At 63.0% G+C, this 14,001-nt stretch carries 19 protein-coding genes; 9 read left to right on the forward strand and 10 right to left on the reverse strand.

Translation table 11 applies throughout. The features are described from left to right. Nucleotides 1-2: 2 nt before the first annotated feature. The 7 genes from FGK63_RS18900 to FGK63_RS18930 form a co-directional block, all read right to left on the reverse strand. On the reverse strand, nucleotides 3-785 hold the full coding sequence (locus FGK63_RS18900) for a class I SAM-dependent methyltransferase (RefSeq protein WP_138845227.1): 783 nt from the start codon (nucleotides 783-785) through the stop codon (nucleotides 3-5). Between the two features lie 4 nt (nucleotides 786-789). After that, nucleotides 790-1,638 carry a hypothetical protein gene (locus FGK63_RS18905; RefSeq protein WP_138845229.1) on the reverse strand — a complete coding sequence of 283 codons (849 nt, stop codon included), beginning with the start codon at nucleotides 1,636-1,638 and terminating at the stop codon, nucleotides 790-792. A 74-nt stretch (nucleotides 1,639-1,712) separates the two neighbouring features. Further along, nucleotides 1,713-2,273, reverse strand: coding sequence for a F0F1 ATP synthase subunit B (locus tag FGK63_RS18910; RefSeq protein ID WP_138845231.1), 561 nt, complete (start codon nucleotides 2,271-2,273; stop codon nucleotides 1,713-1,715). Between the two features lie 5 nt (nucleotides 2,274-2,278). Then, the gene (locus FGK63_RS18915; RefSeq protein ID WP_138845233.1) at nucleotides 2,279-2,830 is read right to left on the reverse strand and encodes a F0F1 ATP synthase subunit B'; all 552 of its coding nucleotides are present in this window, start codon (nucleotides 2,828-2,830) and stop codon (nucleotides 2,279-2,281) included. An 86-nt stretch (nucleotides 2,831-2,916) separates the two neighbouring features. Next, the gene (locus FGK63_RS18920) at nucleotides 2,917-3,141 is read right to left on the reverse strand and encodes a F0F1 ATP synthase subunit C (protein WP_005981269.1); all 225 of its coding nucleotides are present in this window, start codon (nucleotides 3,139-3,141) and stop codon (nucleotides 2,917-2,919) included. A 76-nt stretch (nucleotides 3,142-3,217) separates the two neighbouring features. Then, nucleotides 3,218-3,976 (reverse strand): F0F1 ATP synthase subunit A, encoded by a 759-nt coding sequence (locus FGK63_RS18925; RefSeq protein WP_138845235.1) that lies wholly within the window; start codon nucleotides 3,974-3,976, stop codon nucleotides 3,218-3,220. A 2-nt stretch (nucleotides 3,977-3,978) separates the two neighbouring features. After that, entirely contained in the window at nucleotides 3,979-4,320 is a 342-nt protein-coding gene (locus FGK63_RS18930; RefSeq protein WP_138845237.1) for an AtpZ/AtpI family protein, read from the reverse strand. Nucleotides 4,321-4,551: 231 nt separating this feature from the next. Here FGK63_RS18930 and FGK63_RS18935 point away from each other — a divergent pair, with 231 nt between their 5' ends. Then, nucleotides 4,552-4,887 carry an ArsR/SmtB family transcription factor gene (locus tag FGK63_RS18935; protein WP_138845361.1) on the forward strand — a complete coding sequence of 112 codons (336 nt, stop codon included), beginning with the start codon at nucleotides 4,552-4,554 and terminating at the stop codon, nucleotides 4,885-4,887. Between the two features lie 27 nt (nucleotides 4,888-4,914). On the opposite strand, the gene FGK63_RS18940 is transcribed toward FGK63_RS18935, so the two are convergent. After that, nucleotides 4,915-5,823 carry a DMT family transporter gene (locus tag FGK63_RS18940; protein WP_138845363.1) on the reverse strand — a complete coding sequence of 303 codons (909 nt, stop codon included), beginning with the start codon at nucleotides 5,821-5,823 and terminating at the stop codon, nucleotides 4,915-4,917. After that, nucleotides 5,820-6,698: a LysR family transcriptional regulator gene (locus FGK63_RS18945; protein WP_138845239.1), complete on the reverse strand. Its 879-nt coding sequence runs from the start codon at nucleotides 6,696-6,698 to the stop codon at nucleotides 5,820-5,822. Before FGK63_RS18945 ends, FGK63_RS18940 begins: the two co-directional genes overlap by 4 nt. 123 nt (nucleotides 6,699-6,821) lie before the next feature. Here FGK63_RS18945 and FGK63_RS18950 point away from each other — a divergent pair, with 123 nt between their 5' ends. Then, the gene (locus FGK63_RS18950; RefSeq protein ID WP_138845241.1) at nucleotides 6,822-7,403 is read left to right on the forward strand and encodes an FMN-dependent NADH-azoreductase; all 582 of its coding nucleotides are present in this window, start codon (nucleotides 6,822-6,824) and stop codon (nucleotides 7,401-7,403) included. Between the two features lie 95 nt (nucleotides 7,404-7,498). Here FGK63_RS18950 and FGK63_RS18955 read toward each other — a convergent pair whose 3' ends face one another. After that, entirely contained in the window at nucleotides 7,499-8,029 is a 531-nt protein-coding gene (locus tag FGK63_RS18955; protein ID WP_138845243.1) for a prolyl-tRNA synthetase associated domain-containing protein, read from the reverse strand. A gap of 543 nt (nucleotides 8,030-8,572) precedes the next feature. Here FGK63_RS18955 and FGK63_RS18960 point away from each other — a divergent pair. The 7 genes from FGK63_RS18960 to bluB all read left to right on the forward strand — a co-directional run bounded on the left by FGK63_RS18960 (nucleotide 8,573) and on the right by bluB (nucleotide 13,969). Then, nucleotides 8,573-9,715 (forward strand): radical SAM protein, encoded by a 1,143-nt coding sequence (locus FGK63_RS18960; RefSeq protein ID WP_218961168.1) that lies wholly within the window; start codon nucleotides 8,573-8,575, stop codon nucleotides 9,713-9,715. Between the two features lie 213 nt (nucleotides 9,716-9,928). Then, nucleotides 9,929-11,431: a signal recognition particle protein gene (ffh, locus tag FGK63_RS18965; RefSeq protein WP_138845247.1), complete on the forward strand. Its 1,503-nt coding sequence runs from the start codon at nucleotides 9,929-9,931 to the stop codon at nucleotides 11,429-11,431. 4 nt (nucleotides 11,432-11,435) lie between these two features. Next, complete coding sequence (locus FGK63_RS18970) at nucleotides 11,436-11,990, forward strand: GNAT family N-acetyltransferase (protein ID WP_138845248.1); 555 nt, start codon at nucleotides 11,436-11,438, stop codon at nucleotides 11,988-11,990. Then, entirely contained in the window at nucleotides 11,987-12,592 is a 606-nt protein-coding gene (locus tag FGK63_RS18975) for a GNAT family N-acetyltransferase (protein WP_138845250.1), read from the forward strand. The genes FGK63_RS18970 and FGK63_RS18975 overlap by 4 nt, the downstream gene beginning before the upstream one ends. After that, the gene (locus FGK63_RS18980; protein ID WP_425471880.1) at nucleotides 12,585-12,881 is read left to right on the forward strand and encodes a chorismate mutase; all 297 of its coding nucleotides are present in this window, start codon (nucleotides 12,585-12,587) and stop codon (nucleotides 12,879-12,881) included. Before FGK63_RS18975 ends, FGK63_RS18980 begins: the two co-directional genes overlap by 8 nt. Nucleotides 12,882-12,932: 51 nt before the next feature. Further along, nucleotides 12,933-13,322 carry a 30S ribosomal protein S16 gene (rpsP, locus tag FGK63_RS18985; protein WP_138845254.1) on the forward strand — a complete coding sequence of 130 codons (390 nt, stop codon included), beginning with the start codon at nucleotides 12,933-12,935 and terminating at the stop codon, nucleotides 13,320-13,322. 11 nt (nucleotides 13,323-13,333) lie between these two features. Further along, complete coding sequence (gene bluB / locus FGK63_RS18990) at nucleotides 13,334-13,969, forward strand: 5,6-dimethylbenzimidazole synthase (RefSeq protein ID WP_138845256.1); 636 nt, start codon at nucleotides 13,334-13,336, stop codon at nucleotides 13,967-13,969. Nucleotides 13,970-14,001: the final 32 nt, after the last annotated feature.

Genomic DNA, 14,001 nt, shown 5'->3' on the forward strand with positions numbered 1-14,001 from the left:
TTTCAATCGCGGCGCTCCGCCCCGGACACGCGCCGTTTCATCGCTTGATAGTCCTGCTCTGCAAGACTGGCCTTGCGAAACTTGCGATCCAGTTTCCAACGCTCCCAGCCATTGGGCCAGACCAGATCCTTGCGCGTGGTGAAGGCATAGACATCGGCCCTGAGGGCGACCATGCGCATGCCCAGTTGCGCCGCGATGAAGTCAAGGCACTGCTGCGAGAAGAACCCGATGTGCTGACCGGTTTCGAACGCCCAATACCACCAGTCAGTGCCGGGGATGTCTTCTGGATCGAAACAGGTCGCGGAAAAGAAGATCGTTTCGAAACCGAAACGGTCACGCGCCTCCTTCAGATGGGCAAGCGGATCGGGCAGGTGTTCTAGCACCTCGAAGGCCGCCGCAACCCGGTATTTGCCGCCGTCGGCCTCGAACCCGCGCGCGAACAGGTTCTCGGCATAAGGGTCCGACCAGTGAAAGTCGATGCCCAGATCCCTGAGCCCGCGCACCAGCAGACCGTATCCAGCCCCGATGTCTATTCCCCGGGCCTTCTCCATGCCGTTTGCGCGCATCGCCGTCGACACGATGCCGATATTGGCAAAGTTCCTTGCAAGGATGCCTGTGTCGGTCATTGCGATGGCGTCGCTGTAAGCCTCGTCCAGCCAGTGCGGCGCGTCCACCCAGATATAGCCGCAACTCTCGTCGAGATAGTAACGCGCCAGGTGACGGTTCATGACCTTGTGCTCGAACAGGAACCTGCCTGATTTGCCGGTCAGTGGGGATTGGGGCATAGTCCTACCCTGCTTTTGTCTCGTCACGGTAGAGGCGCTGTGGGAATGGCGCGCCGCTGGCCTCTCCCAGATGCTCAGAGGGCGCAATCGTCGTCAATCCCGGATCAATGTAGAGACGGCCGCCGCGCGCCCGGATCTGGCGGTGCAACTGCACATGCTCGCAGACCAGGCCACCCTTTTCATCCCGGCAGGAATAGTGCAGACCCTTCAGCGATCCGGTCCGATACAGCCCCAGCCCCGCAAAGGCGCTGTCGACCGGGATCAAAGGCGCGTCCGCAGGTATGTGATACTGGCGACTGTAGATCACGTTCCTCAGCAGATCCTGCCGCCATCTGCGCCGGAAGAACCAAGGCTTGCGGGCGGTGTGTATCTGTTGCCATACGTCTTCGTCACACCATCCTTCGCAACGCAGGGCGTAAAGATCGTAATAGGCAGGCTGCGCGTTTGCGAACACGGCATCCCAGGCAGGCGCCTGTCGGCGCAGTGCGCGAAGGACGGCGTCGGCCTCCAGCGCAGCGTTCGGCCCGTCAAGATCCAGCACCAGGGTCGCGGGGTGGGCGGATGAACTGGCAAACAGCCTCTGCAAGACTTGGTTCCGGGCATGTGTGATCCGCTCGACCCTGTCCGGGATGGTGACGGTCAGACCGTCCAGATCGAGGATCTCGGTCGCTGGGGACCGGGCGGCGTAGTCGGCGAGAACCCGGTCCGTGCCATCGGAATTGTCATTCGTGGCGATTATGACGCGGCTTTCGGCCAGATTGGCGCGCAGCACATCTACGCGTTGCAGCGTTTGGATCAGGTCTTGTCCGCCGTCGCGTGCCAGACCCAGGATGTTCAGGGAGTCGATTGACATTGGCTTTGCCTATCTGGGGCCGGCGCCCGAAGCGCGGCATAGGCAGAAGGAAACGGCCCTTGGGCCGTTTCCAGTCAGTGCAACTTGGCGTCCACGTCCGCGATTGCGGCGTCGATCAGCTTGTTGGCCTGGGCTGCGGTCATCTGCTTGGCCAGAACCTCGTTCGCGGCGGCAACGGCCACGGAGATCGCCTGATCGCGCACTTCCTTGATGGCCGAAGCCTCTGCCGAAGCGATCTGGTCCTGCGCGGCGGCCAGACGGCGGGTGATCGACGTCTCGAGGTCGGCTTTCGCCTGCTTTGCGGCCAGCACGGCATCTTCCTTGGCGGCGGCGACGATGGCGTCCGCCTGCGCCTGCACTTCCCGGTGCTTGCGCTCGTAGGAAGCCAGGAGGGTCTGCGCCTCTTCCCGCAGTGCGCGGGCTTCGTCGAGTTCCGACTTGATGCCTTCGGCGCGCTTGTCCAGGGCGCCGCCGATCATGCCGGGCACCTTGAAGTAGAACAGCACCCCGACGAACACGATGAACGCGATGAGCACGACGAAGTCGGTATTGCCCAGCGAGAAGAACGGGCCGCTTGCGGCGAAGGCCGGGCTGGCGGCGCCAGCGGTCAGGACAAGAGCGAGAATGTTGCGCATGTCGCTTATCCTTTCATCCGGGCGTCGACCGCGCCCTCGATGGCGGTCGCATCGGCCTGCCCACCCAGGGTGGTGACGAGTTCGGCGGCCGTGTCCTTGGCAACCAGTTGAATGCTTTCCAGTGCGCCGGCACGGATTTCGGCGATCGCCTTTTCCGATTCAGCGGCCTTGGCGGCGATTTCCGCGTCCGCCTTGGCAATGGCATCGTCCAGTTCGGACTGGATTTCGGCACGCGTTTCGGCCGCGATGCGCTGCGCCTCGGCACGGGCATCAGCCAGCGCCTTGTTGTAGGCTTCCTCGGCCTCGACCGCTTTCGCCTTCAGGTCTTCGGCTGCGGAGAGGTCGTTGGTGATGGTCCCCTGCCGTTCAGCCAAGATCGCCGCGATACGAGGCAGAGCCACGCGGGACAGGACCAGAAAGACGACGACCAGCGTAACGACGAGCCAGAAGATCTGGTTCGGGAACCAGTCGAAACAAAGCTGCGGCATCCCGATGGCACTGCCGTGGGAATCGACGCACTTGCCGACAACCTCTTCGGCTATGGGTTCTGTCGCCATGATGTCCTCCGTCGGAACGTTGTCTTTACAACGGGCGGGCCGCTATGGCCTGGGCCCACCCGCGCGTAAGGATCAGGTTCCGCAGATCAGACGGCGAACATCAGCAGCAGCGACACGAGGAATGCGAAGATCCCCAGGGCTTCTGCGAATGCGATACCGATGAACAGGGTTGCGGTCTGGGAAGCGGCGGCCGAAGGGTTGCGCAGGGCGCCGGCCAGGAAGTTGCCGGCCACGTTGCCCACCCCGATTGCGGCTGCGCCGGAACCGATTGCTGCCAGGCCTGCGCCGATGTGTGCGAGATCGCCTTCCATGATGATGTCTCCTTACGATTTGGAAGTTTCGATGTTTGGATGATGCGGTAGGGCGGAGGTCGCTCCGCCGCCGACCTTAGTGATGCGGATGCAATGCGTCCTTCAGGTACACGCAGGTCAGAATGGTAAAGACGTAGGCCTGGATGAAGGCCACCAGGACCTCGAGGCCGTACATGGCAGTGATCGCCAGAACCGAAACCGGCGAGATCACGGCGACGGCGGCGAAGCCGGCGAACACCTTGATCACGGCGTGGCCCGCCATCACGTTGCCTGCAAGACGAATGGAGTGGCTGACCGGGCGCACGAAATACGAGATCAGTTCGATGATCGCCAGGATCGGACGCAGTGCCAGCGGCGCGCTCGACACCCAGAACAGGCTCAGGAAACCGGCACCGTTCTTGACGAAGCCGAGGACGGTCACCGTCAGGAACACGGCCAGCGCCAGCACCACGGTCACGGCGAAATGCGAGGTCGTCGTGAAGGACATGGGCAGCAGGCCCAGGAAGTTCGCGGTGACGATAAACATGAACAGCGTCATGACATAGGGGAAGTACTTGACGCCTTCCTTACCGCAGATGTCCTCGAGCATCTTGTAGATGAAGCCGTAGGCCAGTTCCGCGATGGACTGCATGCGGGTCGGGACGATGGCGCGCTTCGACGTGCTCAGCACCAGCAGACCAATGATCGCGAGGATACCCAGCGCCATCCAGAGGGTCACGTTGGTGGGCGTGTACCAGGCGATCGTGTCGCCGCCGAACAGCGGTTTGACGATGAACTGGTCCATCGGGTGGAATACCAGGCTGCTGCCCTCTGCTGCGGTGGTCTCGGTCGCCACGTCTAGTCCCTCTCGTCCTTCTCGGCCCCGTTTTCAGCGTCGGCGGCCAATTTCTTCGTCTGGATCTCTTGCGCGCTGCGGAGCATGACCTTCACCCCGGCGGCAAAACCCAGCAATGTGAACAGCACCAGAAAGATCGGGATCGTCCCGAACAGGCTGTCCAGCCCGTATCCGATGCCAAACCCGATCCCCAGACCGGATACCATTTCGATCACCATCCGCCAGGCCAGCTCGCCCTGGGAATAGTTCGCGTCGGCGCGGGCTTCGGGCTTTTTCGCCTTCTTCACCGCCGCGATCCGCTCCTCAAGCTGCGACAGGCGCTGCTTTTGGTCGTCATCCGTCAACGGCGTAACCCTCACGCTTTCTTGCGCATGGTGCTAAGGGGGAGCGAGCCCGGAGTCAACGGCGCAAATGGCGCACCCGCACTGGCTATAACTTACTGTAAACAATAGATTTTCTAAAAGCTGTCTGCGATTCCGGCGCGGCGCCGAAAACGCTGTTAGCGCGAAAGCGGCGGATTCCGCATATTCAACCAAATGGTTGACGATACCCGCGCCTTGTGGTTCTGCCGAAGGATGTCCGACGATCTCGACATCATCTTCGCCGCCCTGGCAGATCCCACCCGGCGCGCCATTCTGGCGATGCTGCTTGAGGACGACATGGCGGTGACGGACGTGGCCGACCCGTTCGAGATGTCGCTGGCGGCGATTTCGAAACACCTGACCATCCTGACCCGGGCCGGGTTGATCTCGCAGGAAAAGCGCGGACGGGTCAAATGGTGCAAGCTCGAGCCGGACGCGATGCGGGCCGCGTCGGTCTGGATGCAGGGGTTCGGTCAGTTCGACCCGGTGAACCTGGACGCGTTCGAACGGTTTCTGGAAGCGGAACTGCCGAAGGGCGATGGGGCCTGAGAGCCTGCCTGACATTCCACCTCGGCCCTATCTGGTCTGACGCAGCGCCGCCGGGCGGTCTTCGCGCTTGAGCAGCATCGCCAAGGCCAGACAGGTCAGCGTCACCCCGACCAGGACAAGGCCGGTCGGCGCGCCGTTGCCCAGCGCGATTTCCCACAGGATCACCCAACTTGGCGTGAGATAGGTATAGGCCATGACCTTTGCCGAGGGCAGGCGAAGCGTCGCGTATTGCAGTAGAACGAAGGTCGCCGCGCTGGCGAAGATCGCCACATAGACCAGCCCGATCCAGACGATCGAAGACAGGTTCGCCCAATCGGTCGCACGGATGTCCGACCAGCCGTAGACCGTCAGGATCAGGCATCCGGCAACCAGCATCCCGAAGGTGAACACCACCGCCGGTTCGCCCCGGTTCAGCTTGCGCACCATCGGGGTGTAGATGGCGTGCGCGGCGCAGCCCCAGAAATAGATGATCTCGCCTTCCCCGATCTCGAAGGCGCGAAAGGCCTGCCAGTCGGCGCGGAAGATGACCCAAAGCGCGCCGACGGCCCCGACGACAAGCGCGACGGCCATGTACGGCGTCGTGATCTGCCTCAGCAGAACCCACCCGGCAAAGGCCGACATGACCGGGGTCAGCGTGAACACCGCCGCGGCGCTGACCGGCGGCGCGGTCTTGAGCCCTTCGAACATCAGGACGAAATAGGTGGCGAACAACCCGCCCAGAACGAAGTACCGCCAGGGCGCGCGGGCGGCGCTGCGCGGCAGGCCGGTCGTGGCGGCAGCGACTGCCCCGATCACCGCGGCGGCGATCGCGAACCGCGCGGCGTTCAGCGCCGCCGGCGCAATCTCGTTGGCGACAAGCGAGCCCAGCGAAAAGCTGCCCGCCACCAGCGCGGAAAACGTCAGCATGGCCAGATGGCCGCGGGCTTCGGGGGTCAAGGCAGCCAAGTCTTCGACTGCTCCTTGAGAAAGGTCAGAAAGGTCTGAACCTTGGTGGTGCGATGCAGGTCGACATGCGTCACCAGCCAGAGGTTGCCGGACCATTCCGGCAGTTGGTCCATCACTTCCTCAAGTTCGGGGTGCCGCGCCGCGTCCCACCGGGTCATGAAACCGATGCCGGCGCCGGACAGAACCGCCTCGCGCATGGCGACGCTTTCGGTGCAGCGAAAGGTGATCGCCTCGGCAGGCGCGTTGGCGCGCAGCCAGCGCGAGAAAGGCGCGCGGCTGTTTTCGTCGTCGTTGCCCACGAAGGTATGGTTGGCGAAATCGCCGACATCCTTCGGCCGGTCGTTGCGCGACAGGTAGGACTTGCTGGCGAACAATCCGACCTCCTGCAGCACGAAGGGCTGCACCACGTTGTCGGGTTGATCCGGAGCGGCGCCGGCGCGGATCGCCACATGCGCTTCGCCATATTCCAGGCGGAACAGGCGTTCGCCGGTCAGATAGCGCACGATCAGCCCCGGATGCATCCGCTGAAACTCGCTCAGCGCCGGAACGACGAGCGGCGCCAGCGAGGCCAGCGAGGTCACGACCAGTTCCCCGGAGACGTCATCGCCGCGTCCCTTCATACGCCCGACAAGCTGGTTGAACTGGTCCTCGGTCGCCTGCCCCACGCGCAGCAGATCCTGCCCGGCCTCGGTCGGCGTGTAGCCGCGCGCGTGGCGCTGGAACAGCTTTACCCCCAGCCGAGCCTCGATGGCGTCAATGTGGCGGATGACCGTGGCGTGATGTACGCCCAGCACCTCGGCGGCTCCGCTGACCGTACCCATCCGGGCGACCTGATAGGCGGTGCGCACCTCATCCCAATTGTCCATTGCGCTTGAAACCCTGTGTGCAAATTCCAACAGTCGTTGTTGATTTTTCCATGTTTTGTTCGCGAGTGCAATAATCATATTGGCGGCATCGAATGACTCTCCCGTATGGAAAGGACCCCCGAAATGCCCCGCACCATCCTGCATATCGATGCTTCGGCCCGCCGCACCGCTTCGACTACCCGCGAACTGTCCGGGCAGATCGTCCGGCACCTTGGCGCCGACCGCGTCATCCGCCGCGATCTGGCGTCGCCGCTGCCGCTGCTGACCGAAGACTGGATCAACGCGAACTTCACCCCCGCCGACCAGCGCGACGCAGTGCAGCGCGACCTGCTGGCCCTGTCGGACAAGTTGGTCGACGAATTGCGCGACGCCGACACCATCGTGATCGGCCTGCCCATCTACAACTTCTCGGTCCCCGCGGCCTTCAAGGCATGGATCGACCTCGTCGCCCGCGCCGGCGTCACCTTCGCCTATTCCGAGAACGGCCCCAAGGGCCTGCTGGAAGGCAAGCGCGCCATCCTCGCCATCGCTTCGGGCGGCACGGCGGTCGACTCGGAAATCGACTTCGCAACCGGTTATGCCCGCCACGTTCTGGGCTTCATCGGCATTCACGATGTCGAAGTCATCGCGGCGGACCGCATGGCGCTGGACCCCGAGGCCGCGCTGAAGAACGCACGGGACGCCGTTACCCAACTGGCGGCCTGAGCCACAGAGAACAAGCCGGGCGCCTTCCCGATGCGCCCGGCACGCACTTTCTCGGAGGCCCCCCGCCGCAGAGGTGCATTACAAGGCGTCTTTGCTTACGGCAGCCAGGTGACCTCGCAGCCGATCCGGTCGAGAAATGCCATAACGTCGGTCCGGGACATGGCCACGGTCCGGTCGTTGACCAGCGGGTGCATGTAGATGACGTCCGCCTGTTGCGCGGCAGCGTCCATGAAGAACCGGACGCCATTCTCGACCCCGTTGATCATCGCCAGCGGGCTGACCGCTCCGGGCCGGATGCCCAGGTTCTCCATCAACCGGTCGGCGGATCCGAAGGACAGGTTTCCTACACCCAACTCGGCGCCCAGCGCCTTGAGGTCGATCTCGCGGCTCTGCTCGAGCGTCACCAGGTAGTTCCGTTTCTTCTTGTCGCGCAGATAGAGGTTCTTGATCCGCAGCGCGTTCTCGCCGGGCACCATGAACTGGCCCTCGGCAGCCTTCGAATCTTCCACGGTCCGCAGGGGCACGTGTTCGTGCAACCGATACTCGAGCCCCCATTCGGCAAGCCGCGCCAGCAGGGCATCGGAACTGAGCGGCAGACTGTCCTGATAGACCGAAGACGCGTCCATGAGATCCTTCTCCTTGGTTGTTCGGGGCTCATGGACCAATCGCCGCCGTGTTTCAAGCGCCCATGGGTTTCAAGCGCCCATGGCAGGTTGACTCGGGCGGGTAATCCTCATGGGCACACGCCGCCGCGACCCGCGTGGGGGCATCTTCACGCAAGCGAAACGCGAAATCAGCAAGCGGTACCGGAAGGACACGAATGCTCGGACTCAAGTGGCCCGTGCATTTTCAATGAAAATTTGCGTTATTGCGGAACTTAATATATATTCACATTTGTTTATATTTTGGAGTGCGTTTTCCCCTAATGACTCGGCCAGGGATCGCGAAGATGTGTTCATTCCCGGCCGCTATTTGTGCGATAAACTACCACCGGGTGAGGGCACTCGGAAACGTTCCGGACAAGGATTGCTTGACCACTGGGCACAAGACCGACACGTGCTTTCAGGTTCTTGCAAACTCTGTCCCGCCCTCAGCCTGAACGCACCCCGCTTCGCAGGAGGTGGCGGATCATGACGAGTATTGCGACCAGAATTGCCAAACACGCGAGATTGAACTGGAAAGCGCTGGGGTTGACCGCGACCGATAGCCCTCCGTTTCTCATCTTCTTCATCAATTCGCGCTGCAACATGAAGTGCGATCATTGTTTTTACTGGCGAGAACTGAACGGCCGCGACGATCTGAGCTTTGAAGAGATCGTTGCCCTGTCCGAGGACATCGGGCCGGTGGAAATCCTCAATCTCTCTGGCGGCGAACCATTTCTGCGCCGCGAGTTCGCGGAGATCTGCCTGCAATTCGTGCGCCGGAACGGGGTCAGGGAAATCTACGTTCCCTCGAACGGCTACTATACGGCCAAGACAGTTTCGGCTGTCCGGGACATCCTCGAGAACACGAGTGACTTGCGGACCTTCTGTGTCGAGTTGTCGCTCGACGGTATGCCAGAGTTTCACGACGCCTTCCGCTATGCGCCGAACTCGTTCCGCAAGGCGATGGAAACCTACGATGCATTGGCGGAAATTCAGGCAGAGGACGACCGCCTGCAAATCCACGCCATTTCGACGGCTACCGATATCAACATGGACGAGATCAGAATGCTGACGACGTTCCTGTATGACCGGTGCCCTAAGATGACGCATCACAACCTGGCAATACTTCGCGGCGACCGGAAGGACCCCACTCTGCAAGGACCGGCACTGCTGCAATACCGCGCGCTTTATGATTACATCCGCCGCCTTTGGGCAGACCGAGAACAAAGCCGGGTCGGCGCGATCGTGGAGCCGCTCTTGCAGAGTGTGAAACTGCGCGCCATCGAAACCGAACAGCAGGTCGCCCCGTGCCGGGCCGGTATTCTGACGGGCGTGGTCTATGCCAACGGCGACGTTGGCATCTGCGAGCAGCGCGATCCCATCGGCAACATCCGCGAGCGTCCTTTCACCGAGATCTGGCGATCGCATCATGCCGACACAGTGCGACGGTCGATCGCCTGCAAGGAATGCTTCTGTACGAATGAGGTATTCATGTGGCCCAGCATCGTTTTCCAGCCCTTCTCGCTGGTCAGCTCCGTTCTGAGATCACATGTCTGGGAAAACGTCCCGCCTCTTGGGCCGGGTGAGAAGGCCGATTACACGGACGCCGCGCGTCCCCTTGCCAAACCGCCTGTGAACCCGGCCGCTGCGCTGCGCAAGGCGACCTGACCGTCGATCGGGCCGGCATAGCTTGACAGCGCAAGGCGCGGCGCGTAAATCACCCCGAAATCCGGGATGGCCAGTTGCCTTCCGGTCCCTTGAGTCGTTCAGGGATCGCCCTCCACCAGCGCGTTGCGCCCGTGGGGGCGATTGTGCATTGATCCATTCGTCCCCAACTTTCGGGGGCGGCAACGTGAAACCGGCAAAGGAGCCAGGAGAGCCATGTTTGAAAATCTGTCCGAACGCCTCTCCGGCGTCTTCGACCGCCTGACCAAACAGGGCGCCCTGTCCGAAGAGGACGTCAAAACCGCGCTTCGGGAAGTGCGCGTCGCTCTGCTGGAAGCCGACGTGTCGCTGCCCGTTGCCCGCGACTTCGTCAAGAAGGTGCAAGAACAGGCCACCGGGCAGGCAGTGACCAAATCGATCACTCCGGGACAGCAGGTGGTGAAGATCGTGCATGACGCGCTGGTCGACGTGCTGCGCGGCGAGGACGACCCCGGCAAGCTGAAGATCGACAACCCGCCTGCGCCGATCCTGATGGTCGGCCTGCAGGGTTCGGGCAAGACGACCACGACAGGCAAGCTCGCCAAGCGGCTGAAAGAGAAAGAGGGCAAGAAGGTCCTGATGGCCTCGCTCGACGTCTACCGGCCGGCGGCGATGGATCAGCTGTCCGTGCTGGGTGCGCAGATCGGCGTCGATACCCTGCCGATCGTGCCGGGCCAGAAGCCCGTGGACATCGCCAAGCGCGCCAAGCAGCAGGCGACGCTGGGCGGCTATGACGTCTACATGCTGGATACCGCGGGCCGCCTGCACATCGACGAAGTGCTGATGGACGAGGTCGAGCAGGTTCGTAACGTGGTGACCCCGCGCGAAACGCTGCTGGTGGTCGACGGGCTGACCGGCCAGGTCGCCGTCGAGGTGGCCGAAGAATTCGACGCCAAGGTCGGCATCTCCGGCGTGGTCCTGACCCGGATGGACGGAGACGGGCGCGGCGGCGCGGCCCTGTCGATGCGCGCCGTGACCGGCAAGCCGATCCGCTTCGTGGGTCTGGGCGAGAAGATGGACGCGCTGGAGACCTTCGAGCCGGACCGGATCGCGGGCCGCATCCTCGGCATGGGCGACATCGTCGCGCTGGTGGAGAAGGCGCAGGAGACCATCGAGGCCGAGCAGGCCGAGCGCATGATGAAGCGCATGGTCAAGGGTCAGTTCAACATGAACGACCTGAGGATGCAGCTGGAGCAGATGCTGCAGATGGGCGGAATGCAGGGCATGATGGGCATGATGCCGGGCATGGGCAAGATGGCCAAGCAGATGGAAGACGCCGGTCTGGATGACAAGATCCTGCGCCAGCAGATCGCCATGATCCAGTCGATGACCAAGAAAGAGCGCGCCAACCCGCAGATTCTTCAGGCCAGCCGCAAGAAGCGCGTCGCCGCGGGTTCGGGCATGGATGTCTCGGACCTCAACAAGCTGCTCAAGATGCACCGGCAGATGTCCGACATGATGAAGAAGATGGGCAAGATGGGCAAAGGCAAGATGCTGAAACAGGCCATGAAGGGCATGTTCGGCAAAGGCGGTCCCAGTCCCGAAGAGATGGCAGCCGGCATGGACCCCAAGGCGCTGGAACAGGCGGCCAAGGCAATGGGCGGCGGCAGGGGATTGCCCGGCATGGGCGGCGGCATGGGCCTGCCTGCGGGCCTGAGCGGGTTCGGAAAGAAGAAGTGATCTGATGGTGGCTCTCGACCTCCATATCCCGCGGCTTGAAACCGAGCGCCTGGTCCTGCGCGCGCCATGCGAGGCCGATTTCCAGGCCGAAGCCGAATTCTTCGCCTCGGACGCGTCGCGCTATGTCGGCGGGCCCAAACGCCCGGACGAGACGTGGCGGATGCTGGCGCTTTTGCTGGGCCATTGGGCGATGCGCGGCTATGGCTTCTGGGGCGTCGAGGAAAAGGAAACCGGCGCCTATGTCGGGCATGTCGGCCTTTGGTTTCCCCACAGCTGGCCCGAGCCGGAAATCGGCTGGACCCTGATGAACAACGCCACCGGCAAGGGGTATGCGACCGAAGCGGCGCTGGCCGCGCGGGCGCATGCCTATGACATCCTCGGCTGGGACACCGCCATTTCGCTGATCGACCCGGCCAATACCGCCAGCCAGGCCGTGGCCCGGCGCCTGGGCGCCGCGTTCGATCACACTTATGAACACCCGGAATTCGGCACCATGCACATCTGGCGCCATCCTGGCCCGGAAGATCTGGTCAATGGCGGGATGGAGGCCTACGCATGAGCGAGATCAACATTCCCGTCATCGAAACCAAGCGCCTCGTCCTGCGCGGCCCCGAGCCCGAGGACTATCCGAACTTCAAGGCCACCTTCACCAGCTACCGCGCGCGGTTCATGGGTGGTCCGCTGAACACCTATGAAGCGTGGATGCTCTATGCCGCCGAGATCGGACACTGGCAGATCCGCGGCTACGGCATGTGGATGATCCATGACAAGCGGACTGACGAGACCTATGGCATGACCGGTGGATGGAAGCCCGCGGGCTGGCCCGAGGCCGAGATCGCCTGGGTGATCTGGCCGGATGCGGCGGGCCACGGCTACGCACTCGAGGCGACTCATGCCGCACGGCGCTATTTCTATACCCAGCGCGGCTGGGAAAGCGCGGTCAGCTACATCGACCCGAAGAACCTCGACTCGATCCGCCTGGCCGAGCGCCTGGGCGCCAAGAAGGATCACGACGCCCCGACGATCGACGGCAGTGATGCGGTCTATCGCCATCCCTCGCCGGCGCAGTTGAACGGCACCCAACTGGCGCACGGGATCGAGATGGAGATCAGCCACTATGCCGACCCTCTCTTCAAACCGAAAGGATGGGCCCTTGACTGACGCCGCCACCCGCGCCGCCGCCGTGCTGAAAGAGCACCGCGAAAGCATCGACCGCCTGGATGCCATCCTCGTCTACACGCTGGGCGAGCGGTTCAAGCACACGCAGGCCGTCGGCAGGCTCAAGGCAGAACACGAGCTTCCCCCGTCCGATCCCGCGCGCGAAGCGGAGCAGATCGCACGGCTCGAAGACCTGGCGAAGGAGGCCGACCTGGACCCCGATTTCGCCAAGGCTTTCCTGACCTTCATCATTCAGGAGGTCATCCGACACCACAAGAAACACCAGGAATAACCGGACAGCAATTCAACCTGGACCGGTCAACGCCATCAAAGGAGAAAAACCATGGCAATGAAAATCCGTCTGGCCCGTGGCGGCTCGAAGAAACGCCCCTTCTACCGCATCGTGGCGGCCGACAGCCGCATGCCGCGCGACGGCCGCTTCATCGAGAAGCTGGGCACCTACAACCCGCTGCTGCCGAAAGACAGCGAAGATCGCGTGAAGATGGATGTCGAGCGCGTCCAGTACTGGCTGGGCCAGGGCGCGCAGCCGACCGACCGGATCGCCCGCATGCTGGAAGCCGCCGGCGTCAAGGAAAAGACCGAGCGCAGCAACCCCAAGAAAGCCGTTCCCGGCAAGAAGGCCACGGAACGCTCCGAGGAAAAAGCTGCCAAGGCTGCTGAGGCCGCCGAAGCCGCTGCCGCGCCGGCAGAAGAAGCCGCTGCTGAAGAATAAGCAGGTTCCGCGTGCGGGTTCAGACCTTCAGCGAAGACTTCCGCACGCAGTTGCATCTGCTGATGCGGCTCCGGCGCGACGTGCGCCGGTTCCGCACCGATCCCGTGGACGAGGCAGTGCTCGCGCGCTGCCTCGACGCGTTTCGATTGGCCCCGTCGGTGGGGCTGAGCGAACCCTGGCGCGTGATCCGCGTAGACAGCGCGGAGGCGCGCGCCGCCGCACTGAAGAATTTCGAGACCGCCAATGCCGAGGCGCTGACCGGCTATTCCGGCGACAAGGCGCGGCTCTACAGCCGGCTCAAGCTGTCGGGAATGCAGGATGCGCCGGTGCAGTTGGCCGTCTATTGCGATGACGCCACCGACAAGGGTCACGGGCTGGGCGCCGGAACCATGCCCGAGATGCGCCGCTATTCGGTGGTGACGGCCATCACGCTGTTCTGGCTCAGCCTGCGGGCCGAGGGGCTTGGCCTTGGCTGGGTGTCGATCCTTGATCCCGACCAGCTGGCCCGAGACCTGGCCGTGCCGGGGGATTGGCGCCTGATCGGCTATTTCTGCGTTGGCTGGCCGCAGGAGGTTTCGGAAACTCCGGAACTGGAAACGGTGGGCTGGGAATCCAGAAGCCCGCACCTGATGATCGAAACGCGGTGAGCGCAGATGTTCAGACCGATCAGATTTGTGCT

Source organism: Ruegeria sediminis (genome assembly GCF_005938215.1).
GTDB classification, from domain to species: Bacteria; Pseudomonadota; Alphaproteobacteria; order Rhodobacterales; family Rhodobacteraceae; genus Ruegeria; species Ruegeria sediminis.